Here is a 22,815-nt window from a genome sequence, read left to right as displayed (position 1 = left end):
AACAGCGGTGCCTCAGGACTCGGTGCGCAGGGTGGGCTCGGCCCGGACGGGCGAGTCGTCGGCGGCGTCCGGGATGAACGGGATCACGAAGGCGTACTCGGCCAGCACCGCCTCGGAGACCTCGCCCGACTCGCCGAACGCGGCGATCTCCCCCCAGCACGGCGAGCCGAGCGAGCCGCTGCGGTGCCGCACCGACAGCCCGGCGCACAGGTTGGCGAACCGGAGCCGCTCGGCGAGCGGGAGGCCCGCGAGCGTGCCGAACACGAACCCGGCGGCGAACACGTCGCCCGCGCCGGTCGGGTCGAGCGCCTCCACCGGCAGGGCCCGGGTCTCGGCCCGCTCCCCCGCCCGCGCGTCGATCGCGATCGCGCCGTCGCCGCCGCGCTTCACCACGACCACCGGCACGCGCTCGGCGAGCGCCTCGGCCGCGTCCGCGGGAGTGGCCGTCCGGGTGTAGGCCATCGCCTCGGCCGCGTTCGGCAGGAACACGTCCACGTGCGCGAGCCGGTCCAGGACCTCGGCCGGCCAGGCGCCGGTGTGGTCCCAGCCGAGGTCGCCGAACACCAGCGCGCCCCGCCGGCGCATCTCGGGCACCCACGGCGGCACCGGGCGGTCGACGTCCACGAAGCAGGCCCGCGCGTCCGGCGGCGGCCCGCCGAGGTCGTCCGGCGGGGACGGGACGGGCTTGACGAACGTCACCATGCTGCGGTCGGAGTCGTAGGCCATCGACACGGTGACGGGCGTGGACCAGCCGGGCACCCGCCGCGACGGCCCGAGGTCGACGCCCTCCTGCTCGGCGAGGGTGCGCCACAGGTAGGTGCCGAACATGTCGTCGCCGAACGGCGCCGCCAGCCCGACCCGCAGGCCGAGCCGGCTCATCGCGACCGCGATGTTGGCGACGCCGCCCGGCGCCGAGCCGAGCCCGTCGGTGACGATCTCGGTGCCGGGCGGCGGGAGCCCCGGCAGCCCGGTGAAGATCATGTCCATGAACACCTGGCCGGACAGGAACACGTCCAGTCCAGGGCCGTCCCCGCCGGCGCGCAGCCGCTCCCCCGCCGGCCCGCGCTCGGCGCAGGGGTCGGCGAGGGACGGCTCGGGCGGCCGGCCCGTCGCGGTCTCCTGAGTCACGAGGCCCCCCGTGGCGAGGCGCGGGCAGGATCCCCCGGACCCTAGCCCCCGCCTCGGACGTTCTTACCTTGGAACGTACAACCGGATGTCGTCCACCTGCGCCTTCCCCTCGTAGAAGTTCATGTGCGGGTCACCGATCATGAACCGGTCCGGGTACGCGGACCCGGCCGGCCAGGTGTCGCGGTCGACCAGGGTGCCGCCGGGCCCCTGCCACGTCCAGTCGGCGTTGTACCGGCCGTCGTACTCGTCCGGGCGCTGGTTGTAGTGCCAGATCGGCTCCCCGTCCTGGACGAACGCGCGCGTGTACCGGAAGGTGGCGCGGCCCACATGCGCGAAGACGCCCGACATCTCCATCGTGTACGCGCCGCCGCGGCGCTCGATCGCGAACGTGTAGGGCTCCCGCGGCAGGAGTCCGGGCTGGAGGTCGACGGTCGAGACGATCGCGCCGCCCTTCCGGAACCCGCACTCGCTCTCCATCAGGTACTCGGTGCCGGGCATCGCCGCGTACCGGCGGTCGTCGGTCATGAAGATCGCGTTCACGCCGTTGCCGGTCCCGGCCTGGTACGGCTCGTACTCGCCGGTCGCCGGATTGCAGTAGAGCAGGCCCTTGCCGGTGTACTTGTAGCGGTTGTAGCCGTCCATGGCGACCTTTCGGTGGCCGTGGACGAAGACGTTGTTGTGCGGGGCGACCTGCCGGTAGTCCATGATCGACATGTAGTAGAAGCCGTTGGAGTCGGTGCGGACGTCGGCCCACTCGCATTCCGGCCGGGAGAAGTCGCCGCCCGACGCCCACGGGAAGTTGGTCTTGCAGCCCGCGGGCGAGTAGCCGTTGATCCGCCCGTCCGGGTAGTCCCACAGGCCATTGCGCTGCCCGCCGAAGTCGAGGCCGCGCAGCGTCATCTCCACGCGGTACTCGGCGGGCAGGTCGCGGGTGGAGCGGATGACGACGCCCGCCTGGTGGGCGGGCTCGTCAATGCGCGCGACGCCCTTGCCGGACGTGAGCGCCGGCGGCGCGTCCGGGCGCCCGTCGCCGTCGGCGTCCCGCGCCGCCAGCTCGGCGGTGAGCCAGCCGCGCTGCCCGAACGTGAACGACTTCCGGTAGGTCTTCATCTTCGCGAGCTGGGTGCGGAACGCCGGGCCGCCCATGGTGTCGAAGTAGGCGCCGTCGTTGTCGTACATGTCGACGTTGTACGGGCTGGACGGGCCGTCGCCGTCCGGCCTCCAGGCCACCTTCCCGCTGTCCAGGTGCCGGTTGAACGGCTCGGCGGCGACGAGCCGCCACCCCGCGCGGGCGCCGGGCGGGCCGGTGCCGGGGCCATCGGCGCCATGGGCCGGGACCGTGCAGAGGGTCGCGGGCAGGACCAGGGGCAGCGCCAGAGCCAGGGCGCCGCGGGCGAGATTCCTCATGGCGCGACCGTAGGCGGGGCCGCCGGGCGGGGACCACGGCAAACATCGCCAAAGTGGTATTGACCAGTCAGCGTAATCGGACATACGGTGTGCAACCACAGGAACAACCCCCTGGGAGGTGAACGGCGTGCCATCCGCCGGTGAGTCGCGGTCCGGGAGCACGAAACGGCAGGCGGTGCGCCGCGAGCTCATCGCCATGCTGGACGGCCTGGACGCGGGGGACGTCCTGCCGTCCGAGCGCCGGCTCGCCGAGGACCTCGGCGTCTCCCGGCCCACGCTGCGGCAGGCCATCGACGGCCTCGTCACCGAGGGCCTGCTGGAGCGGCGGCACGGCAGCGGCACCTACGTGGCCGAACCCCGGATCGCGGTGTCGCTGACGATGACGTCGTTCACCGAGGACATGATCAGGCGGGGCATGAAGCCGGGCGGCCGGGTCCTGTCGTTCCGCACCGAGACCGCGGGGGCGCGGATCGGCAGGCGGCTCGCCCTCCCGCCCGAGGAAGAGGTATTTACCATTCGGCGGCTCCGGCTGGCCGACGAGACCAGCATGGCCATCGAGACCCTCTACCTGCCGCGGGCGCTGCTGCCGGGCCTGCGGCGGCACGACCTGGAGGGGCGGTCGTTCTACGACCTGCTCCGCGGCAGCGGCATCGCGATCGCCTCGGGCACCGAGACGATCGAGCCGACCGTCACCACCGCCGACGAGGCCGCCGAACTGGGGGTGCCGGTGCACACGCCGGCGTTCCTGTTCGAGCGGGTCACCAGGGACGCCGGCGGGCGGCCCCTCGAATACGTCAGATCCGTCTACCGCGGCGACCGCTACCGGCTGGAGCTGGACCTCCGGCCGCCGGCGCACTGACCGTCCACCACCCCCCGGGAAGTGAGGCGACTTCACATGGACGTCATCAAGGACATCCTCACCTTCCTGGCCGACAACGTGTTCGGCCAGGTCCCCATCCTCATCGGGCTCATCACCCTGATCGGCCTGATCCTGCAGCGCAAGCGCTTCGAGGACGTCTTCGCGGGCGCGCTGCGCGCCACCATCGGCGTCGTCATCCTGTTCATCGGCGTGGAGGTGTTCACCGGCGGGCTGACCAGCTTCCAGACCGTCCTCGCCAGCGCGATGGACACCACCCCGCCGAGGGCCGACAACACCCTCGCCGACTTCCTCACCCAGCAGGGCGGCACGGTCGCGCTCGTCATCACGGTCGCGTTCCTCGTGCACGTGCTGGTCGTCCGGCTGTTCCCGGCGGCCCGCTACCTGTACCTGACCGGGCACCTGATGTTCTGGGTCAGCACGGTGACGGTCGCGTCGCTGGTGACGATCGCGCCGGACGCCGGCCAGCTCACGCTGGTGCTGTGCGGGGCCGGGTTCGTCGCCGCCTACTGGACGCTCCAGCCGCTGTGGATGCGCCCGCTGATGCGCCGCGTCATGCCGGACGACCGGTTCGGCTTCGCGCACACCAGCTCGCTCGCCTGCCTGATCACCGGCTACGCCGCGCGGCCGCTCGGCAGCCGGGACAAGCACGACACCGAGAAGCTGAAGCTGCCCCGGCAGCTGTCGTTCTTCAAGGACGTCAACGTCAGCACCGCGCTGATCATCACCGTGATCATGCTGGTGGGCGTCGCGCTCGCCGACGACGGCGTGGTGACCAAGGCCGCGGCCGAGATGGACGAGAAGCTGTCCCCGTGGGTGTGGGCGGTCCTGGTCGGCCTCCGGTTCGCGGGCGGCATCGCGATCCTGCTGTTCGGCGTGCGGATGTTCCTCGGCGAGATCGTCCCGGCGTTCAAGGGGTTCAGCGACCGGGTGATCCCGGGGACCCGCCCCGCGCTGGACGCGCCGACCGTGTTCCCCGTCGCGCCGACCGCCGTCATGGTCGGGTTCGTCAGCTCCACGGCGGTGTTCCTGGTCTGCCTCGGGGTGTTCGCCGGGATCGGCTGGTTCACCCTCGCCCCGCCAATGATCATGCTGTTCTTCGTGGGCGGCGCCGCCGCGCTGTTCGGCAACGTGGTGGCGGGCTGGCGCGGCGCCGTCCTCGGCGGCGTGATCACCGGCCTGATCCTCGCGGTGGGGCAGGCCGTCACCTGGGACCTGTACGAGAAGACCGCGCCCGAACTGGCCACCCTCGCCGACCCCGACTGGTATGCGATCGCGTGGCTGCTGAAGGCCGTGGACCCGGTCGCCGGCGGCAACGCGGTCTGGCTCGTGCCCGGCGTCGCGCTCGCCGCGATGGTCGCGTCCCTGCTGCTGCTCGGCCGTGCCGAGAAGCGCCGGGCGGCCGCGGCGAACGGGGACGCCGGCGGGGACGCCGCGCCCGAGGGCACGGCCCCCGCGAAGGCCTGACCGAACCGACGAAGGGACAAGAACCGAGATGGCACTGGACCGGCAACTGGAGATCCTCGCGGTCTGCGGGGTCGGCATGGGCTCCAGCCTGATGCTGAAGATGACCGCCGAGGACGCCCTGCGCTCGCTCGGCGTCGAGGCGCGCGTCGAGAACACCGACGTGTCCACGGCGCGCGGGATGTCGCCCGACGTGGTGATCGGCCAGGGCATGCACACCAGCGAGATCGCCGACCTCGCGCCCGTCGTGATCACGATCAGCGACTTCCTCGACAAGGAGGGCCTGGAAGCGCAGCTCAGGGAGCGCTTCACCGAGCAGGGATGGCTGTCATGACGTCCCGTGCCGAGGAGGCGACACCCCGGCAACCGCCCGTGGTCATCACCGCGACCGACCGGGTGTCCGCCGGCGACTGGCGGGAGGCCGTCCGGGCGGCGGCCTCCGCGCTGGTCGACGCGGGCGCGGCGGGCGCGGGCTACCCGGACGCGTGCGTCCGGGTGGTCGAGGAGAACGGCCCGTACATCGTGCTGACCAAGGGCCTGGCGCTCGTCCACGCGCGGCCCGAGGAGGGCGGGCTGGCGGTCGGCGTCGGCGCGACCCGGCTGGCGGCGCCGGTCGAGTTCGGCCATCCCGACAACGACCCCGTCGACCTGCTGCTCGCGTTCTGCACGCCCGGACCGGACGCGCACGTCGGCGTCCTGTCCGCGCTGGCGCGGGCGCTGTCGGGCGGCCTCGCCGACCGGCTCCGCGCCGCGTCCGGCCGGGACGACCTGGCCCGAGTCCTGAAGGAGGCCGTGCCCGATGCCTGATGCCGCCCGGACGCAGCTCCCCGGCCGGGTGCGGGCCCTGCTGGACGACCTCGACGCGGCCTCGGGCGGGGCGATCGACGCCGCCGCCGAACTGGTCCTGGAGTCGGTCGAGGCCGGCGGGATCGTGCACGTCGCCGGGGCGGGGCACTCCCTGGCGATGGTGTGCGAGACGTTCTACCGGGCCGGCGGGCTCGCCGCCGTCCGCCCGATCTGGGACCCCCGCGTCGTCCCGCTCGGCGACGCGGTGCGCAGCACCCGCGCCGAGCGGGAGGCGGGGGCGGGCCGCGCCGTGGTCGAGGCGGCGGCGCCGGCCCCGCCGGACGTGGCGGTGGTGTTCTCCACCAGCGGCCGCAACCCCTACCCCGTCGAGGTCGCGGCGGCGTGCCGGGCGCGGGGGGTGCCGGTCGTCGCGGTGACGTCGGCGCGGGCCGCGCGGGGCGCGCCGGCGCGGGCGGAGACGACCCTGGCCGACCACGCCGCGATCGTGCTGGACACCTGCGTCCCGCCCGGCGACGTGCTGCATCCGGCGGCGGCGCCGCGCACCGCGGCCGCCTCCACGATCCTCGCCGCGTACGCGTGGTCGCGGGTGCTGGCCGCGCTGGACGACCTCGCGGCGGCGCGCGGCGCGGAGGTGCCCCGCTGGACGAGCGCGAACGTCCCCGGCGGCGACGAGGTGAACGCCGCGCTGCTCGCGCGGTACCGGCGGCGCGTCCCCGAGCTGACCGGGGATGACCAGCCCTGAACCCGGGCTCTTCCTGCGGCGTTTCGCATATGGCCCGGCTCGCCCCCTATGACATGATGCGTGGCTACCATCGGACAGAACGAGGAGCGAGATGACGACACGACCGACCGGGGACGACCTTCTTGCGCTGTTCACGCGCGCGGACCTCGGCGGCGACCAGAGGCTCGACCTGATGGAGTTCACGCTCGTCCTGGACGAGCTCGGGCTCGCCTGGACGCGGGCCGAGACGCAGGACAGGTTCGAACGGGCGGACGGCAACCTCGACGGGTTCATCTCCTACGAGGAGTTCCGCGCGATCATGGAGTCCCAGGGCTGGGCCGAGGGCCCGCTGCCCGGCGCCCGCGCCTGACCGGGCCGCCGGACGCACGGGCCCGCCGGCGCGTCCGGCGGGCCCGCTTCCGTTGTGAGCGTCAGACCCGGCGGCCGCGCAGCTCCCGGTACCGGCGGACGAGCGCGGCCGTGGACGAATCGGGCGCCCGCGCCGGCGGCTCGTCCGAGGTGAGCGCGGGCGCGAGGTCCATCGCCATGACCTTGCCGAGCTCGACGCCCCACTGGTCGAAGGAGTCGATGCCCCAGATCGTCCCCTCGACGAACACGATGTGCTCGTAGAGCGCGACGAGCGACCCGAGGGTCTTCGGAGTGAGCCTCGGCACCAGGATCGTGCTGGTCGGCCGGTTGCCCGGCATGACCTTGTGCGGGACGACCGCGGCGGGCGTCCCCTCGGCGGCGATCTCCTCCGCGGTCTTGCCGAACGCGAGCGCCGACGTCTGCGCGAGCAGGTTCGCGGTCAGCAGGTCGTGCATGCCCGCGGGCCCGTCGACGGCGGGGTCGGCGAACGGCTCGGCAAAGCCGATGAAGTCGGCGGGGACGAGCCGGGTGCCCTGGTGCAGCAGCTGGTAGAAGGCGTGCTGGCCGCCCGTGCCGGGCTCGCCCCAGAAGATCGCGCCGGTCTGCGCGACGACGGGCGCCCCGTCGGCCCGCACCGACTTGCCGTTGGACTCCATCGTGAGCTGCTGGAGGTAGGCGGGGAAGCGGGCGAGCCGCTGGCTGTAGGGCAGCACGGCGCGGGTCTGCGCGCCGAAGAAGTCGGTGTACCAGACGCCGAGCAGCCCCATGACCACCGGCATGTTCGCCTCGAACGGCGCGGCGCGGAAGTGCTCGTCGATCTCCCGGAACCCGGCGAGCATCTCGCGGAACGCCTCGCCGCCGATCGCGATCATCAGGGACAGGCCGATGGCGCCGTCGAAGGAGTACCGCCCGCCGACCCAGTCCCAGAAGCCGAACATGTTGGCGGTGTCGATGCCGAAGTCGGCCACCCGGTCGGCGTTGGTGGAGACGGCGACGAAGTGCCGCGAGACGGCCTTGCCGTCGCCGAGCCGCTCGGTCAGCCACTGCCGCGCGACCTTGGCGTTGGTGAGCGTCTCCAGCGTCCCGAACGTCTTGGAGGCGATGACGAAGAGGGTCTGCTCGGGATCGAGGTCCGCGAGCTTCCCGAGGATGTCGGCGGGGTCGATGTTGGAGACGAACCGGCAGGAGATCCCCGCGTCGGCGAAGTCGCGCAGGGCCTCGTAGGCCATCGCGGGGCCGAGGTCGGACCCGCCGATGCCGATGTTGACGACGGTCGTGATGCGCTTGCCGGTGAAGCCCGTCCACTCGCCCGAGCGGACGCGCCCGGCGAAGTCGGCCATCTTGTCCAGGACGGCGTGCACGTCGCCGGCGACGTCCTGCCCGTCCACGGTGAGGGGCTCGCCGGGCGGGAGCCGCAGCGCCGTGTGCAGGACGGCGCGGTCCTCGCTGACGTTGATGTGCTCCCCGGTGAACATCGCCTCGATCCTGGCGCGCAGCCCGGCCCGTTCGGCGAGCGCCACGAGCAGCGCCAGCGTCTCGCCCGTGGCGCGGTGCTTGGAGTAGTCCAGGTGGAGGTCCCCCGCGGTCACCGTCATGCGGCCGGCGCGCCCCGGATCGTCCGCGAACAGGTCGCGCAGGTGCCGGCCGGCGAGCGCGGCGTGGTGCTCGGCGAGCGCGGACCACTCCGGCGACTCGGTGATATCTGCCATTGCCTCTCTCATCTCCTCGCGGGGCGGGCGCGCACTCCCCCGGCACCGTCCCCACGGCGATCATAGGTCGACCGCGCGTGACCGTATCAGGGTCGTCCCCCGCCGCGCAGGCGGCCGCCCCGGATGGCGGCGCCCGCCCCGCCGCCGAGTAGGGTCGCCGCCACGGCGCGGCCCCCTCCCGGGCCGGCCGCGGGACGAGGAGCACGATGAGCGACGGCATCACGCGGATGTTCGACCTGACCCCGCTCGGCGAGGACTCCTTCCTCGCGACCTCGCCGTCGGTCGGGCGGCCGAGGCTGTTCGGCGGGCAGGTCGCCGGGCAGAGCCTGCGCGCCGCGTGCCTGACCGCCGGCGGGCGCCCGCCGCACTCGCTGCACGCCTACTTCATCCGCCCGGGGACGCCGGACGAGCCGCTGGCCTTCGACGTGGCCCGCACCCGCGACGGCCGCTCGTTCTCGACCCGGCACGTCACCGCGAGCCAGGGCGGCAAGCCGATCCTGGAGCTGATCGCCTCCTTCCACGCCCCGGAGGACGGCTTCGACTGGCAGGTGGACCCGCCGGCGGGCGTGCCGGGCCCGGCGGGGCTGGCCGGGCCGGTGCTCCCGTCGTTCTTCAAGCACCCGGTCGGCTTCGACATCCGGGTGGTGAACCCGCCCGGCGGCGACGAGTTCCCGATGACCCACCCGTTCTGGATCCGGGCGTCGGAACCGGTCGGCGACGACCCGGCCCTGCACGCGTGCCTGACCACCTATCTGTCGGACATGGCGGTCGTCAGCAGCGCCCGCGCGCCCGGATCGCCGAGGCGCCTCGCCACCGCCGTCACGCTGGACCACGCCATGTGGTTCCACCGCCCGCCGCGCGTCGACCAGTGGCTGCTGTACTCGGTGGACCCGGTCACCAACCACGGCGCCCGCGGCCTGGCCCGCGGGACGCTCCACACGGCGGACGGCACCCTGCTGGCGTCGGTGGCCCAGGAGGCCCTCCTGCGCCCCGAGTCCTGACCGGGCGTCAGGCGTCGGCGGTGGCGAGCGCCGGGGCGGGCCGGGCCGCGCCGGCGGCGCGGCCGCGGCGGACGCGGGCCAGGCCGTAGGCGGCGGCCAGCGCCGCGGCGAGGCTGGCGGCGCCGGCGAGGACCAGCGCGCCGCGCGGCCCGAGGGTGTCGCAGAGCGCGCCGAGAGCGGGCCCGCCGAACGCGCCGGACGCGGCGCCGACCATGCCCTGCGCGGCGATGACGCGGCCGCGCAGGTGCCCGGGGCTGTCCAGCTGGACGCGGGTGGCGACGGTGGTGTCGAACACGACCGCGCAGGCCGCGATCGGCAGCATCGCGGCGCCGAACAGCAGCAGGCCGGGGGCGGCGCCGCTGAGCATCTGCCCGGCGCCGCACAGCGACGCGGTGATCAGCAGGAGGCGGAGCGGGAGGCGCACCCGGGACGCGGCGAAGGCGCCGCCGAGCACGGTGCCCACGGCGAAGGCGACCGACAGCGCGCCGTAGCCGCCGGCCCCGGCCTGCAGCGGCCCCTGCGCCATCGCGGCCATGGTGACCTGGTAGTTGCGGCCGAGGCTGCCGAGCACGAACGCCAGCCCGAACATGATCAGGAGGCGCGGCGAGCCGAGGACGTAGCGGAAGCCCGCCGCGATGCCGCGCTCCCCCGGCTCGGCGGAGGGCAGCGTGTGGAACTCCTTCCCGCGCATGAGGGCGATGGCCGCGAGGACGCCGAGGAAGCTCGCGGAGTTGACCGCGAACGCGCCGGGGACCCCGGCGAGGGGGATCACAATCCCGGCGAGGCTCATCCCGAGGATGCGGCCGCCGGAGCTGAGCAGCGAGCCGAGCGCGAGCCCGTTCGACAGGTCCTCGGGCCCGACGACCTCCGCGCCGAACCTGCCGAGCGCGGGCGACGTCAGGGCGGTGGTGAGGCCGGAGACCAGCATGATGGCGTACAGGCCGCCGGTCCCGGCCGGGTCGCCCGCCGCGATGACGGCGAGGACGCCGGACAGCAGCGCCTGGACGGCCTGGCCCGCCGCCACGACGTACCGGGCGGGCAGCCGGTCGGCGATCACCCCGCCCCACGGCCCGAGCAGCATCGTCGGCAGGGCCTGCAGCACGAGGCCGAGCCCGACGCTCGTCGCCGAGCCGGTGATCGACAGGAGCAGCCAGTTCAGCGCGAGGACCTGCATCCACGTCCCGGTGATCGAGACGACGTCCGCCGTGGCCCACAGCCGGTAGTTGTGATGGCGCAGCGAACGCAGCATCACCGGAATCGCCAAGGTCCCCTCTCCCCCCAAGGTCGCACCAAAGGGGTTTGAACGCCGGGTCGATCAGGAGCGTTCCACACCAAGGCGGGTTGCGAGATTCATCACGTTTGCCCAGGTAGGCGGCAGGATGGGCGGCGACGCGCCGGAACCCCCGCGGCGCCGGGGCTAGGCTCGCCCTCGGCCGCCACGAGGCGGGATGATCACGATCGGGGTGGGACCGGGTGGGCGAGCGGGCGTTCTGGGTGGGCACGTACACCGGCGGGGCCGGGGACGGCGCCGGGATCTACCGCGTGACGCGGCGCGCCGGCGGCACCCTCGACGCGCCGGCGCTCGCGGCCGGGGCGGTGAGCCCGTCCTACCTGGCGGTGCACCCCGGCAAGGACGTCCTCTACGCGGTGCGCGAGGAGGACGAGGGCGGGGTCGCGGCCTACCGGGTGGCCGGTACCGGGTTGCGGGAGATCGGGCGGCGGGCCGCCGGGGCGCTCCCGTGCCATCTGTCGGTGACGGCGGACGGTGCGCACCTGGTCGTCGCCGACTACGGGTCCGGGACGGTCCGCGCGTACCCCCTCGACGCAGAGGGCGGGTTCGCCGGTGACGCCGACGTCGCCGAGGGGCACGGCGGGGGGCCGCACGCCGGCCGGCAGGAGGGCCCGCACGCCCACATGACCGCGCACGCCCCGGACGGGACCGTGCTGACCACCGACCTAGGGGCCGACCTCGTCCGCTCCTTCCGGATCGACGGCGGCGCCCTGCGCCTCACCGGGGAGACGCCGCTGCCGGCCGGGTACGGCCCGCGCCACCTGGTGGTCCACCCGGGCGGGTACGTGCACGTTCTGACCGAACTGGCCGCGGCGGTGCTCGTCCTGCGCCCGGTGGACGGGTACGCGGCGCTGGAGGTGGCGGCGGAGTCGCCCGCGACGGCCGGGCCCGCGGGTGACCCCGCCCAGGGCGCCGCGATCAAGCTCGGGGACGGCGGCCGGTTTGTCTACACCTCGATGCGCGGCACCGACGTGGTGACGGCCCACCGGGTGCGGGACGGCGGCGCGGCGCTCACCCCGGTCGCCGACGTCCCGTCGGGCGGGCACTGGCCGCGCGACCTGCACGTGGACGGCGACTGGATGCACGTCGCGAACGAGCGGAGCGGCACGATCACGACGTTCCGCATCGGCGGGAACGGCGTTCCGGAACCGGCGGGCGCGGCCCTGAGCGTCCCGTCGCCGGTGTGCGTCGTCCCGGCCTGACCGGCGTTTCCCGCGGGGGCTCACGGGCACGTCCCGGTCACAGGGCCGGACACTCAGGGAGCATCCCGACATGACGACGATCGCCACGACCAACCCCGCGACGGGCGAGGTCGAGAAGACCTTCGACGCGCTGACCGACGAGGAGGCCGACCGGCGCATCGCGCGGGCGGCGGAGACCTTCGCGTCCTACCGGCACAGCGGGCTGGAGCGGCGCGCGGAGTGGATGAACGCGGCGGCCGGCATCCTCGACCGCGAGGCCGAGCAGATCGGCGCCATGCTCACCACCGAGATGGGCAAGACGCTGAAGGCCGCCGGGGCCGAGGCGCGCAAGTGCGCGGCGGCGTGCCGGTTCTACGCCCGGCACGCGGCGGAGTTCCTCGCCGACCGGCGTCCGGCCGAGCCGGGCGACGTGGGGGCGTCCGACGCCTACGTCCGCTACGAGCCGCTCGGGCCGGTGCTGGCGGTCATGCCGTGGAACTTCCCGCTCTGGCAGGTGATCAGGTTCGCGGCGCCGGGGCTGATGGCGGGGAACGTGGGGCTGCTGAAGCACTCCTCGAACGTCCCGCAGACGGCGCTGTTCCTGGAGGACCTGTTCCGCCGCGCCGGATTCCCCGAGGGCGCGTTCCAGACGCTGCTGATCGGCTCGGCGAAGGTGGAGCGGGTGCTGCGCGACCCGCGGGTGAAGGCCGCGACGCTGACCGGCAGCGAGCCCGCCGGGCGGTCGGTCGCGTCGATCGCCGGGGACGAGATCAAGCCGACGGTGCTGGAGCTCGGCGGCAGCGACCCGTTCGTGGTGATGCCGTCCGCCGACATCGAGGCGGCGGCGCGGACGGCGGCGGAGTCGCGCTGCCTCAACAACGGGCAGAGCTGCATCTCGGCCAAGCGGTTCATCGTGGACATCGGCTGCGCCGACGAGTTCGAGCGGCTGTTCGTCGCGGCCATGCGCGCGCAGAGGGTCGGCGACCCGATGGACGACTCGACCGACGTCGGCCCCCTCGCCAGCGAGCAGGGCCGCGCCGACGTCGAGGAACTGGTCGCGGACGCGGTGGGCAAGGGCGCGGCGGTGCTGTGCGGCGGGCGGCGCCCGGACGGGCCGGGCTGGTTCTACCCGCCGACCGTGGTCTCGGGGGTGACGCCGGAGATGCGCATGTACCACGAGGAGGTGTTCGGGCCCGTCGCGTCGCTGTTCCGGGTGCGCGGGGTGTCGGAGGCGGTCGAGGTCGCGAACGCCACGGGCTTCGGGCTGGGTTCCAACGCCTGGACGCGGGACGAGACCGAGCGGGACCGGTTCGTCCGCGAACTGGACGCCGGGCAGGTCTTCGTCAACGGCAAGACGACGTCGTACCCGGAGCTGCCGTTCGGCGGGGTGAAGCGCTCCGGCTACGGCCGCGAGCTGTCGGCGGACGGCCTGCGCGCGTTCTGCAACGCCAAGACCGTCTGGGTCGGCTGACCCCGGTTCACAGCTCCCGCCTCACATCTGCCCGCCTCACAGCTCCACGTGCCGGCCGACGCCGGCCTCGCGGGCGCGCTCGACGATGACGGAGGCCGCGGCCGTGTCCTGCACGCCGATGCCGACGCTGTTGTAGAAGACGATGTCGCCGGGGTCGTCCCGGCCGGTGGCCAGGCCCGCGACGATGGGCCCGAGCGGCCGCACCTCCGCCGGGTTCAGGTGCCCGGCGCGGACGGCGGCCACGACGGGGCCGGCATGGTCGAGCGCGGTCGGCACGTCGTCCACGACGACGGCCGCGGCGCGGGTGAGGACCTCGTCGTCGACCTCCGTCCGGCCGGGGGCGAACGATCCGACGCTCAGCACCGTGCAGCCGGGGTCGAGCCACGCGCCGAGGACGACCGGTTCCGCGCTGGTGGTGGCGGTGACGACCATCTCCGCGCCCTCGACGGCCGCCCGGACCGACGCCGCCCGCTCGACCGGCGTCGCGAGCTCGTCCGCGAGCCCGGCGGCGACGGCGCAGGTGTCGGGGTGGCGGCAGGCGACGGCGACGCGGCCGAGGGGCCGGACCGCCGCCATCGCCCGGACGTGCGCGCGGCCCTGGACGCCGCAGCCGATCACCGCGAGGCGGGACGCGCCCGGCGCGGCGAGGTGGTCGGCGGCCACCGCGCTCGCCGCCGAGGTGCGCAGCGTCGTGACGGCCTCGCCCTCGATGATCGCGACGGGCCGCCCGTCGACGGGGTCCTGGACGGTCACGAGCGCGGCGACGGTCGGCAGCCCGCGCGCCGCGTTGCCCGGGTTGACGCTGCCGAACTTGGCGACCGCGCCGGTGCCGGGCAGGCGCGAGACGTAGCTGAACGCGACGTCGCCGTCCGGGCCGTCCAGCAGCACCCGCGGCGCGAGCCGCGCCTCCCGGCGGCCGAGCGCGCCGAACGCGGCCCGCTGCGAGGCGATCGCCGCCGGCAGGTCGAACACCGCGCGCACCTCGGCGCCGGACAGCAGCAGGACATCGGCCATGAAACGATCTTCGCGGCCCCGCCGCCGCGCTGTCGAGGGCCGGAGGGCAAGCGGTTCCTACCGATCACCACATGAGATCGCATGCTCAACCGTGCCTCGGGCGTCTGGCCACCAGCGTCAGGACGTCGTACTTGGCGACCGAGCCGCCCTCCTGGTTGGTGACGTCGGTGTCCCAGCGGACCTCGCCGTAGTCCGCGCCCTCGCGCGGGCTGATCTGCTTGGCGGTGAGGGTGACGGTCAGCTCGTCGCCCGGCTTGACCGGCGTGAGGAACCGCAGCCTCTCCAGCCCGTAGTTGGCGAGGACGGGGCCGGGGGACGGCTCGACGAACAGCCCGGCCGCGAACGACACGACGAGGTAGCCGTGTGCGACGCGGCCGCCGAAGAACGGGTTCGCCCGCGCGGCCTCCTCGTCGGTGTGGGCGTAGAAGGTGTCGCCGGTGAACTCGGCGAAGTGCTCGACGTCGTCCAGGGTGACCGTGCGGGGGCCGCCGACGGCGGTGTCGCCGACGCACAGGTCCTCCAGGTACTTGCGGAACGGGTGCTCGTCGGTGACGGTCCGGTCGGTGCCGGGCACCCAGCGCCCGGTGATCGAGGTGAGCATCGCGGGCCCGGCCTGGACGGCGGTGCGCCGCATGTGGTGCACGACCGCGCGGATCCCGCCCATCTCCTCGCCGCCGCCGGCGCGGCCCGGGCCGCCGTGGACGAGCGGCGGCAGCGGCGACCCGTGCCCGGTGGACTCCCCGGCGTCCTCGGCGTTCAGCACGAGCAGGCGCCCGTGCCAGGGCGCGGCGCCGAGGACGACGTCCCGGGCGAAGCCGGCGTCGCCGGTCACCACCGACCCGGCGAGGCTGCCGCGCCCCCGCGCGGCCAGTTCGACGGCCTCGTCCGCGCCCTCGTACGGGATCAGCGTGCTGACCGGGCCGAACGCCTCCACCTCGTGCGGCTCGGCGCGGGCGGCGTCGTCGGCGCGCAGCAGCACCGGCGACAGGAACGCGCCGCGCTCGGCGTCCGCGCCGACGACGTCGACGTGCCCGGGGTCGCCGAAGACCACCCGGCCGGCGTCCATGAGGGCCTTGAGCGAGCGCCGCACCTCCTCGCGCTGGTCGAGGGTGGCGAGGGCGCCCATCCGGACGTCCGGGTCCGCCGGGTTCCCGACGGTGACCCGCGCCAGCCGGTCGCGGACGGCCTCGGTCACCTCGTCCAGCAGCGCGGCGGGGACGAGCGCGCGGCGGATCGCGGTGCACTTCTGGCCCGCCTTCACCGTCATCTCCGTCACGAGCTGCTCGGCGTAGAGGTCGAACTCCCTGGTGCCGGGCACGGCGTCCGGGCCGAGGATGGAGCAGTTCAGCGAGTCGGCCTCGGCGTTGAACCGGACCGCGTTGCCGGTGATCGCCGGGTGGGTGCGCAGCAGCCGGGCCGTGGACGCCGACCCGGTGAACCCGACGACGTCCTGCTCGGTGAGGTGGTCCAGGAGGTCGCGCGGTTCGCCGCAGACCAGCTGCACGGTGCCCTCCGGCAGGAGGCCCGACTCGACGATCAGCTCCACCAGCCGGGCCGTCAGGTAGGCGGTCTGGCTCGCCGGCTTGATGAGGCTCGGCACCCCGGCGAGGAACGCGGGGGCGAGCTTCTCCAGCGGCCCCCACACCGGGAAGTTGAACGCGTTGATCTGCACCGCGACGCCGCGCGACGGGGTGCACAGGTGCTGCCCGACGAACGTCCCGCCCCTGCCGAGCGGCTCCACGTCCCCTTCGATCAGCACCCGGTCGTTCGGCAGCTCCCGTTTCCCCTTGCTCGCATAGCCGAGCAGGACGCCGATGCCGCCGTCCACGTCGAACCTGGCGTCGTTCAGCGTCGCGCCGGTCCGCGCCGACAGCGCGTACAGCTCGTCGCGGTGCTCCCGCAGGTGCGAGGCGAGCGCCTTCAGCAGCGCCGCCCGCTGGTGGAACGTGAGCTCCCGCAGCACCGGGCCGCCGACCGCCCGCCCGTACCGCAGCGCGGCCCCCATGTCGACGCCCGCCGACGAGATCCGGGCGACCTCCTCCCCCGTGACGGCGTCGTGCAGCGGCACGCCCTCCGCGTCGGGGGCACGCCATGAACCCGAGACATAACTGCGCAGCACGACCACCGGAACCTCCTCGTCCTTATCTCCTGATCCGTATCTCCTGAGTCTTCCTGCCACCTACGAGCGTCGTTCACGCCTGACAGAGATGACAGCCGCGACGGGTTCCGTTTGTGTACTCGTGAGCGATCTGGGGTGAATCAGAGGAACAATTCTTGTGGATCTGTTCCCCGATTCACTACGCTGCGCGCATGCTGCTCCGCACCCGGGCCCGCGCCGAACTGACCGCGCTGCGCGCCGCCGCCCGTGCCGGGATGATCGGCCCGATGCCGCCGCGGGCCCTGGCCGCGGCGGCGCGGGCGATGCGCGCCTACGGCCCGCTCGGCGCCGCCACGGCCCTGCCCGCGCACCGCTTCCCCGACCGGACGGGCCTGGTCGACGACCGCGGCTCGCTCACGTTCGCCGAACTCGACCGGCGCTGCGACGCCCTCGCCCGCGCGCTCCTGGCCCGCGGCATCGGCGCCGGGAGCACGGTGGGCGTCCTGTGCCGCAACCACCGCGGCCTGCTGGAGGGCATGTCCGGGGCGGCGAAGACCGGCGCGTCCGTCCTGTTCCTCAACACCGACTTCGCGGCGCCCCAGCTCCGCGACGCCCTCGCACGCGAAGGCGTCACCGCGCTCCTGCACGACGACGAGTTCACCCCCCTCGTGGACGGCCTGGACCTGCCGCGCTTCACCGAGTCGGACATGGACGAGCTCATCGGCGCCGCCCGCGGCGCCCCGCCGCCCGCCCCGTCCCGGCACGGCTCGATGGTGATCCTCACCAGCGGCACGTCGGGGCGGCCGAGGGGCGCGCCGCGCGCGCAGCCCCGGTCCCTCGCGCTGCCGGGCGGGATCCTGTCGAAGGTGCCGTTGCGCGGCGGCGGGGCGATGCTCGTCGGCCCGCCCCTGTTCCACGGCCTCGGCCTCACCGCGGCCCTGCTGGCGCTCGGCCTCGGGTCGACGCTCGTGCTGCGCCGCCGGTTCGACGCCGCGGGCGTGCTGGACGACCTGGACAAGCACCGCTGCACCTCGTTCATCGCCGTCCCGGTGATGCTGAGCCGCCTCCTGGCCGTGCCCGGCCTGGAGACCCGCGACCTGTCCCGGCTCACGGTGGTCATGACGGGCGGGGCGCGGCTGGACGCCGCGCTCGGCGGCCGCGCCCTCGCCGCGTTCGGGCCGTCCCTCTACAACTTCTACGGCTCGACCGAGGCGTCCTGCATCACGATCGCCACCCCGGCCGAGCTGGCCGCCGCGCCCGGCTGCGTCGGCCGCCCGCCCGCCGGCACCCGCATCGCGGTCCTCGGCGACGACGACCGCCCCGTCCCGCCGGGCGCCACCGGGCGGATCTTCGTCGACACCCCCGCCCGGTTCGGCGGCTACACCGGGGGCGGCGGCCGGGACGAGGTCGGCGGCCTCATGGCCGTCGGCGACCTCGGCCACCTCGACGGCGCGGGCCTGCTGCACATCGACGGCCGCGCCGACGACATGATCGTGTCCGGCGGCGAGAACGTCCACCCGGGCGAGGTCGAGGACCTGCTCGCCGCCCACCCCGGCATCGAGGAGGCCGCCGTCACCGGCGTCCCCGACGCGGAGTTCGGCCAGCGGCTGCGCGCCTACGTCGTGGCGCGCGGCCTCACCGAGGACGACGTGCGCAGGCATGTCGCGGCGAACCTCGCCCGCCACAAGGTCCCCCGCGACGTGGTCTTCCTCGACGCCCTCCCCCGCAACCCGGCCGGCAAGGTCCTCAAACGCGCCCTCCCCGCCGGGTGACCGGCGGGCCGGCGGGGACCGGGGCCGGTCCCGCCGCCGCACGCGGCTGAAATACTCGTGGCCATGACCTACGCGGCGGACAGTGAACGGTACGAGCGGATCCCCTACCGGCGGTGCGGGCGCAGCGGGCTGCGGCTGCCGGCGATCTCGCTGGGGCTGTGGCACAACTTCGGCGACGACCGGCCCGTCGACGTCCAGCGGGCGATCCTGCGGCGCGCCTTCGACCTCGGCGTTACGCACTTCGACCTGGCCAACAACTACGGGCCGCCGTACGGGTCCGCGGAGACCAACTTCGGCCGGATCATGCGGGAGGACCTCGCGCCGTACCGGGACGAGCTGATCGTCTCGACCAAGGCCGGGTACGACATGTGGCCCGGCCCCTACGGCGAGTGGGGGTCGCGCAAGTACCTGCTCGCCAGCCTTGACCAGTCGCTGCGCCGGACGGGCCTCGACTACGTCGACATCTTCTACAGCCACCGGTTCGACCCGGAGACGCCGCTGGAGGAGACGATGGGGGCGCTGGACCGGGCCGTCCGGTCCGGGAAGGCCCTGTACGCGGGGATCTCGTCGTACTCCCCCGAGCGGACGGCCGAGGCCGCCGCGATCCTGCGGGAGATGGGCACCCCGCTGCTGATCCACCAGCCGTCCTACTCGATGCTCAACCGCTGGATCGAGGGCGGGCTGCTCGACACGCTCGGCCGCGAGGGCGCCGGCTGCATCGCGTTCTCGCCGCTCGCGCAGGGGATGCTGACCGACAAGTACCTCGACGGGGTCCCCGAGGGGTCGCGGGCCAGCAAGGGCACCTCGTTCTCCTCCAGCCTGCTGAGCGAGGAGAACCTGCGGCACGTCCGGACGCTGAACGAGCTCGCCCGGGGGCGCGGGCAGTCCCTGGCGCAGATGGCGCTGGCGTGGTCGCTGCGGGACGGGCGGGTCACCTCCGCGCTCATCGGCGCGAGCAGCGTCCGGCAGCTGGAGGAGAACCTCGCGGCCCTGGACCGGCTCGACTTCACCGCGGACGAGCTGGCCGAGATCGACCGGAACGCCGTGGAGGCGGGCATCAACATCTGGGCGTCCTCCAGCGCGCACTGATCACGTGTGCATCGACGGGGCGCGACCGGGCACGAGCAGCGCATGGAAGAGATGACGCTGCGGAGCTCCGCGTTCAACGACCACACCCTGATCCCGTCGGAGTACTCGCACGACAGCGGGGACGTCTCGCCCCCGCTGGAGTGGTCGCCGGCCCCCGAGGAGGTGGTCGAGCTCGCGCTTGCCTGCGAGGACCCGGACGCGCCGACGGGCACGTTCGCGCACTGGCTGCTCGCCGGGATCGACCCGGCGACCACCGGCCTGGACGCCGGGGAGCGGCCCACCGGGGCGGCCGCCGGCCGCAACGACTTCGGCACCGGCGGGTACGGCGGGCCGAAGCCGCCGGCCGGCGACGGCCCGCACCGGTACTTCTTCCGGCTCTACGGGCTGTCGGAGCCGTCCGGGCTGCGGGACGGCTTCACCGCGGAGGACCTGCGGGACGCCCTCCAGGAGCGGATCGCCGCGTCCGGGACCCTCGTCGGCACGTTCGCGCGGTGATCCCGTGGGCTCCCACGAGCGGCGCGACCCCGACTCCGGGGACCGCGACCCCCGGGACCGCGACCGGCTCGACCCCGAGGGCCGCGGTCCCGAACCGTACGGCCCGGACTTCCACGGGCCGGGCTCGCGCGGGCCCTACCCGCACGAGCAGCCGCGCGGCAGCGAGCCGCTGAACGCCCGCAGCCCGCTGCGGCTGCGGGCGATCCTGTCCGGGGCGGCGCTGGTGATCGCCGTCGCCGCAGCGATCGTGTTCGCGATCGGGGCGCAGGGCGACGGGTCGTGGGCGGCGGCCGGCATCTGCGCGGCCGTCGCCGTCATCGCCGCGCTCGACCTCGTCGTGATCGCGCGGCGCGCCCGCTCCTGAGCCGCCCGGTCAAGAGCCGCCCGCTCCCGGGCGGCCCGCGTCAGTGCCGGTGGTCGAGGGCGGCCTCCTGCGGATGCGCCAGCAGCCGGGCGATCCGCTCGCGGCTCTCGGCGTCGGTGGGCGTGTAGGTGACCAGCCGGGCGCCCGGCGTCCCGGTGACGTCCAGGTGCAGGGTCCGGGTGCGGATCTCCCCGGCGGTGGGATGCCGGAAGATCTTGTTGCTCGATGCCGACACCGCGACGTCGTGCGACGCCCACAGCCGCGCGAACTCCGGGCTCACCGCCTGCAGCCGCCGGACGAGGTCCTTCCAGCCGGGCTCGTCCAGATGCCGGCTGTAGCGGTGCCGGAACGCCGCGACGAGGTTCGGCGCGGCGTCGGCGACGTTCGCGACCGGGTTGCAGCACGGCGGCAGCGTGAACGCCAGCCACATCGAGTTCCGCTCGCACGGCCGCGCGGTCTCCAGGACCGGGAAGATCGCCGCGTAGGCGGCGTTCCAGGCGAGGATGTCGCACCGGCCGTTGCCGACCGACGCGGGCAGGGGCACCAGCGCGTCCAGGACCGCCTGGACGTCCTCGGGCAGGCTGCCGGCCTCCTCCTCCACCGCGGCGTCGGGGACGTCGGCGAGCCGGTACAGGTGCTCGCGCTCGGCACCGTCCAGCCGCAGGGTGCGCGCCACCGCGTCCAGCACCTGCATGCTCGCGTTGATCGGGCGCCCCTGCTCCAGCCACGTGTACCAGGTCACGCCGACCCCGGCGAGCTGGGCGACCTCCTCGCGGCGCAGCCCCGGCGTGCGGCGCCGCAGCCCCGGCGCCATCCCCACGTCGTCCGGCGTGATGCGCTCGCGGCGGCTGCGCAGGAAGGCCGCCAGCTCGGTGCGGCGGCGCGGCCCCGTGCCGCCGCGCCCTGCGCCGCCGCGGGCCGGGGCCCGGCCGTCGACGGTCTCGGCACTGGTCATCGTCACGTCCCCCAGCCTGCCTCCGGTCGGCGGCGGCTTCCAGGTGCTGTCAGTACCAGGATCGGCAGGCTCCTGTTACGGGTACCGGCGCCGCCGCACGCTTGAACACATGACACAGACAACCGATCTGCGCGGGATTGTTCCCGAACGGGGGTCGCGGAACCGGTCCGGCGGGATGCTGCTCACCGTCCTGCTGCTCGGCCAGTTCATGGGCATCCTCGACGCGAGCATCGTCAACGTCGCGCTGCCGACCATGCGGGCCGACCTGCACGCCTCCGGCGCCGGGCTGCAGCTCGTCGTGGCCGGATACATCATCTCCTACGCCGTCCTGCTGATCACCGGGGCGCGGCTCGGCGCCCTCGCGGGCCACCGCCGCATGTTCCACCTCGGCCTCGCCGTGTTCACGGTGACGTCGCTGGCGTGCGGGCTGGCGCCGACCACCGGCACGCTGATCGCGTTCCGCTTCCTGCAGGGCGCCGGAGCCGCGCTGCTCGGCCCGCAGGTCATCTCCCTGATCCAGCGGAACTTCACCGGCGCGGCCCGGGCCCGGGCGCTGAGCCTGTCCTCGGCCGCGATCGCGGGCGGCATCGTGGTCGGGCAGGCCGCCGGGGGCGTGCTGGTCAGCGCCGGCCTGTTCGGCACCGGCTGGCGGACGGTCTTCCTGGTCAACGTCCCGATCGGGATCGCGCTGCTGCTCGCCGGGCCGCGCGTCCTGCCCCGCGAGGAGGGCCTGCCCGGCCTCCGCAACCTCCGCGCGCACCTGGACCCGCCGGGGCTGCTGGCCCTCGCCGCCGCGGTGCTGCTCTTCGTCGTCCCGCTGGTCATGGGGCACGAGCTGGGCTGGCCGGCGTGGGGCTGGGTGTCGCTCGCCGCGAGTGCCGCGTTCCTGGCCGTGTTCGTCGCGGTGGAGCGCCGCGCCGCCGCGGCGGGCGGCCGGCCGCTGATCTCCCCGCGGGTGCTGCGCGCCCCGCTGCTCGTGCCGGCCTGCGTCGCGCTCATGTTCGGGCCGGGCAGCTGGGCGGCGTTCCTGTTCACCACCACCCTGCACCTGCAGGGCGACCTGCGGATGTCGCCGCTGGAGTCGGGCATCGCCTTCGTGCCGTGCGTGGCGGCGTTCGCACTGCTCGGGCTGACCTGGCAGCGGCTGCCCGCCCGGCTGCACCGGCCCGCGATCCCGGCCGGGTTCGCGCTCGCGTCCGCCGGCTACCTGTGCGTCGGCCCGCTGGCCGGGGGCGGCGCGGGCTACGAGGCGCTGACCGCCGTGATCGGGCTCGGCCTCGGCGTGATGCCGATCATCATGACGGCCGCGCTGCAGCACGTCCCCGCCGAGGACGCCGCCGACGCGAGCGGGCTGATGCTGACGCTGATGCAGCTGGCGCAGGTGATCGGCATCGCCACCGCCGGCACGCTGTTCCTCGCCCTGGCCGAGTCGAGCGGCTCCACCCGGCACGCCGAGTACGGCACCGGCTGGGCGCTCGCCGCCGCGACCCTCGTCGGGGCACTGTGCGCGATGGCCGTCGCCCGCGACCGGGCCCGGACCTGACCGCCCGGCGCCCGGCCGGCCGCTAGTACCCGTCGAGGCGGCCAGGGCGCGCCTCGACG

The 22,815-nt window shown here is 74.5% G+C and carries 21 protein-coding genes; 14 read left to right on the top strand and 7 right to left on the bottom strand.

What is annotated here, in order from left to right; translation table 11 throughout:
* Window positions 1–12 precede the first annotated feature (12 nt).
* Together ABZ806_RS19305 and ABZ806_RS19300 are read right to left on the bottom strand one after the other, a co-directional pair.
* Window positions 13–1,128 carry a carbohydrate kinase family protein gene (locus tag ABZ806_RS19305; RefSeq protein WP_500218680.1) on the bottom strand — a complete coding sequence of 372 codons (1,116 nt, stop codon included), beginning with the start codon at window positions 1,126–1,128 and terminating at the stop codon, window positions 13–15.
* Window positions 1,129–1,191: 63 nt separating this feature from the next.
* A complete protein-coding gene (locus ABZ806_RS19300; protein ID WP_500218679.1) occupies window positions 1,192–2,535 on the bottom strand; it encodes a hypothetical protein in 1,344 nt (447 codons plus the stop codon).
* 127 nt (window positions 2,536–2,662) lie between these two features.
* On the opposite strand from ABZ806_RS19300, the gene ABZ806_RS19295 reads away from it, so the two are divergent.
* From ABZ806_RS19295 to ABZ806_RS19270, 6 genes are all read left to right on the top strand, one after another.
* Window positions 2,663–3,394, top strand: a complete 732-nt coding sequence (locus tag ABZ806_RS19295) for a GntR family transcriptional regulator (RefSeq protein WP_500218678.1) — start codon at window positions 2,663–2,665, stop codon at window positions 3,392–3,394.
* A gap of 36 nt (window positions 3,395–3,430) precedes the next feature.
* Window positions 3,431–4,879, top strand: coding sequence for a PTS ascorbate transporter subunit IIC (ulaA, locus tag ABZ806_RS19290; protein ID WP_500218677.1), 1,449 nt, complete (start codon window positions 3,431–3,433; stop codon window positions 4,877–4,879).
* Between the two features lie 28 nt (window positions 4,880–4,907).
* Complete coding sequence (locus ABZ806_RS19285) at window positions 4,908–5,210, top strand: PTS sugar transporter subunit IIB (RefSeq protein ID WP_500218676.1); 303 nt, start codon at window positions 4,908–4,910, stop codon at window positions 5,208–5,210.
* Window positions 5,207–5,683 carry a PTS sugar transporter subunit IIA gene (locus ABZ806_RS19280; RefSeq protein ID WP_500218675.1) on the top strand — a complete coding sequence of 159 codons (477 nt, stop codon included), beginning with the start codon at window positions 5,207–5,209 and terminating at the stop codon, window positions 5,681–5,683. The genes ABZ806_RS19285 and ABZ806_RS19280 overlap by 4 nt, the downstream gene beginning before the upstream one ends.
* Window positions 5,676–6,425, top strand: coding sequence for a sugar isomerase domain-containing protein (locus ABZ806_RS19275; protein WP_500218674.1), 750 nt, complete (start codon window positions 5,676–5,678; stop codon window positions 6,423–6,425). The genes ABZ806_RS19280 and ABZ806_RS19275 overlap by 8 nt, the downstream gene beginning before the upstream one ends.
* 91 nt (window positions 6,426–6,516) lie before the next feature.
* Window positions 6,517–6,774 (top strand): EF-hand domain-containing protein, encoded by a 258-nt coding sequence (locus ABZ806_RS19270; protein WP_500218673.1) that lies wholly within the window; start codon window positions 6,517–6,519, stop codon window positions 6,772–6,774.
* 61 nt (window positions 6,775–6,835) lie between these two features.
* Here ABZ806_RS19270 and pgi read toward each other — a convergent pair whose 3' ends face one another.
* Entirely contained in the window at window positions 6,836–8,482 is a 1,647-nt protein-coding gene (pgi, locus tag ABZ806_RS19265) for a glucose-6-phosphate isomerase (protein WP_500218672.1), read from the bottom strand.
* 206 nt (window positions 8,483–8,688) lie between these two features.
* Between pgi and ABZ806_RS19260 the strand changes: the two genes are divergently transcribed.
* The gene (locus tag ABZ806_RS19260) at window positions 8,689–9,483 is read left to right on the top strand and encodes an acyl-CoA thioesterase (RefSeq protein WP_500218671.1); all 795 of its coding nucleotides are present in this window, start codon (window positions 8,689–8,691) and stop codon (window positions 9,481–9,483) included.
* Between the two features lie 7 nt (window positions 9,484–9,490).
* Here the strand turns inward: ABZ806_RS19260 and ABZ806_RS19255 are convergent, their stop codons facing one another.
* Window positions 9,491–10,747: an MFS transporter gene (locus ABZ806_RS19255; protein WP_500218670.1), complete on the bottom strand. Its 1,257-nt coding sequence runs from the start codon at window positions 10,745–10,747 to the stop codon at window positions 9,491–9,493.
* Between the two features lie 209 nt (window positions 10,748–10,956).
* On the opposite strand from ABZ806_RS19255, the gene ABZ806_RS19250 reads away from it, so the two are divergent.
* Both ABZ806_RS19250 and ABZ806_RS19245 read left to right on the top strand, forming a co-directional pair.
* Complete coding sequence (locus tag ABZ806_RS19250) at window positions 10,957–11,976, top strand: lactonase family protein (RefSeq protein WP_500218669.1); 1,020 nt, start codon at window positions 10,957–10,959, stop codon at window positions 11,974–11,976.
* Window positions 11,977–12,046: 70 nt separating this feature from the next.
* Entirely contained in the window at window positions 12,047–13,426 is a 1,380-nt protein-coding gene (locus ABZ806_RS19245; protein ID WP_500218668.1) for an NADP-dependent succinic semialdehyde dehydrogenase, read from the top strand.
* A gap of 36 nt (window positions 13,427–13,462) precedes the next feature.
* On the opposite strand, the gene ABZ806_RS19240 is transcribed toward ABZ806_RS19245, so the two are convergent.
* Window positions 13,463–14,440 (bottom strand): ornithine cyclodeaminase family protein, encoded by a 978-nt coding sequence (locus tag ABZ806_RS19240; RefSeq protein WP_500218667.1) that lies wholly within the window; start codon window positions 14,438–14,440, stop codon window positions 13,463–13,465.
* An 85-nt stretch (window positions 14,441–14,525) separates the two neighbouring features.
* The gene (gene paaZ, locus ABZ806_RS19235) at window positions 14,526–16,565 is read right to left on the bottom strand and encodes a phenylacetic acid degradation bifunctional protein PaaZ (RefSeq protein ID WP_500218666.1); all 2,040 of its coding nucleotides are present in this window, start codon (window positions 16,563–16,565) and stop codon (window positions 14,526–14,528) included.
* Window positions 16,566–16,750: 185 nt separating this feature from the next.
* Here paaZ and ABZ806_RS19230 point away from each other — a divergent pair, with 185 nt between their 5' ends.
* The 4 genes from ABZ806_RS19230 (at window position 16,751) to ABZ806_RS19215 (ending at window position 20,258) form a co-directional block, all read left to right on the top strand.
* Window positions 16,751–18,310 (top strand): AMP-binding protein, encoded by a 1,560-nt coding sequence (locus ABZ806_RS19230; protein WP_500218665.1) that lies wholly within the window; start codon window positions 16,751–16,753, stop codon window positions 18,308–18,310.
* A gap of 63 nt (window positions 18,311–18,373) precedes the next feature.
* On the top strand, window positions 18,374–19,399 hold the full coding sequence (mgrA, locus tag ABZ806_RS19225) for an L-glyceraldehyde 3-phosphate reductase (RefSeq protein WP_500218664.1): 1,026 nt from the start codon (window positions 18,374–18,376) through the stop codon (window positions 19,397–19,399).
* Between the two features lie 6 nt (window positions 19,400–19,405).
* Window positions 19,406–19,894 (top strand): YbhB/YbcL family Raf kinase inhibitor-like protein, encoded by a 489-nt coding sequence (locus ABZ806_RS19220; RefSeq protein WP_500218663.1) that lies wholly within the window; start codon window positions 19,406–19,408, stop codon window positions 19,892–19,894.
* 4 nt (window positions 19,895–19,898) lie between these two features.
* Entirely contained in the window at window positions 19,899–20,258 is a 360-nt protein-coding gene (locus ABZ806_RS19215) for a DUF6343 family protein (RefSeq protein WP_500218662.1), read from the top strand.
* A 40-nt stretch (window positions 20,259–20,298) separates the two neighbouring features.
* Here ABZ806_RS19215 and ABZ806_RS19210 read toward each other — a convergent pair whose 3' ends face one another.
* Complete coding sequence (locus ABZ806_RS19210; RefSeq protein ID WP_500218747.1) at window positions 20,299–21,213, bottom strand: helix-turn-helix transcriptional regulator; 915 nt, start codon at window positions 21,211–21,213, stop codon at window positions 20,299–20,301.
* 109 nt (window positions 21,214–21,322) lie between these two features.
* Here ABZ806_RS19210 and ABZ806_RS19205 point away from each other — a divergent pair, with 109 nt between their 5' ends.
* Window positions 21,323–22,756 (top strand): MFS transporter, encoded by a 1,434-nt coding sequence (locus ABZ806_RS19205; RefSeq protein WP_500218661.1) that lies wholly within the window; start codon window positions 21,323–21,325, stop codon window positions 22,754–22,756.
* Window positions 22,757–22,815 lie beyond the last annotated feature (59 nt).

This window comes from Spirillospora sp. NPDC047418 (assembly GCF_040643275.1).
Classification (GTDB): Bacteria; Actinomycetota; Actinomycetes; order Streptosporangiales; family Streptosporangiaceae; genus Spirillospora.
This window is presented reverse-complemented; position numbering and strand designations above follow the sequence as displayed.

What these genes read in the sequence shown, in the direction of transcription:
- ABZ806_RS19300 (WP_500218679.1), bottom strand. Translation starts at nt 2,535, where the DNA reads ATGAGGAATCTCGCCCGCGGCGCCCTGGCTCTGGCGCTGCCCCTGGTC.
- ulaA (WP_500218677.1), top strand. Translation starts at nt 3,431, where the DNA reads ATGGACGTCATCAAGGACATCCTCACCTTCCTGGCCGACAACGTGTTC.
- ABZ806_RS19285 (WP_500218676.1), top strand. Translation starts at nt 4,908, where the DNA reads ATGGCACTGGACCGGCAACTGGAGATCCTCGCGGTCTGCGGGGTCGGC.
- ABZ806_RS19280 (WP_500218675.1), top strand. Translation starts at nt 5,207, where the DNA reads ATGACGTCCCGTGCCGAGGAGGCGACACCCCGGCAACCGCCCGTGGTC.
- ABZ806_RS19275 (WP_500218674.1), top strand. Translation starts at nt 5,676, where the DNA reads ATGCCTGATGCCGCCCGGACGCAGCTCCCCGGCCGGGTGCGGGCCCTG.
- ABZ806_RS19270 (WP_500218673.1), top strand. Translation starts at nt 6,517, where the DNA reads ATGACGACACGACCGACCGGGGACGACCTTCTTGCGCTGTTCACGCGC.
- pgi (WP_500218672.1), bottom strand. Translation starts at nt 8,482, where the DNA reads ATGGCAGATATCACCGAGTCGCCGGAGTGGTCCGCGCTCGCCGAGCAC.
- ABZ806_RS19260 (WP_500218671.1), top strand. Translation starts at nt 8,689, where the DNA reads ATGAGCGACGGCATCACGCGGATGTTCGACCTGACCCCGCTCGGCGAG.
- ABZ806_RS19245 (WP_500218668.1), top strand. Translation starts at nt 12,047, where the DNA reads ATGACGACGATCGCCACGACCAACCCCGCGACGGGCGAGGTCGAGAAG.
- ABZ806_RS19240 (WP_500218667.1), bottom strand. Translation starts at nt 14,440, where the DNA reads ATGGCCGATGTCCTGCTGCTGTCCGGCGCCGAGGTGCGCGCGGTGTTC.
- ABZ806_RS19230 (WP_500218665.1), top strand. Translation starts at nt 16,751, where the DNA reads ATGCTGCTCCGCACCCGGGCCCGCGCCGAACTGACCGCGCTGCGCGCC.
- mgrA (WP_500218664.1), top strand. Translation starts at nt 18,374, where the DNA reads ATGACCTACGCGGCGGACAGTGAACGGTACGAGCGGATCCCCTACCGG.
- ABZ806_RS19210 (WP_500218747.1), bottom strand. Translation starts at nt 21,213, where the DNA reads ATGACCAGTGCCGAGACCGTCGACGGCCGGGCCCCGGCCCGCGGCGGC.
- ABZ806_RS19205 (WP_500218661.1), top strand. Translation starts at nt 21,323, where the DNA reads ATGACACAGACAACCGATCTGCGCGGGATTGTTCCCGAACGGGGGTCG.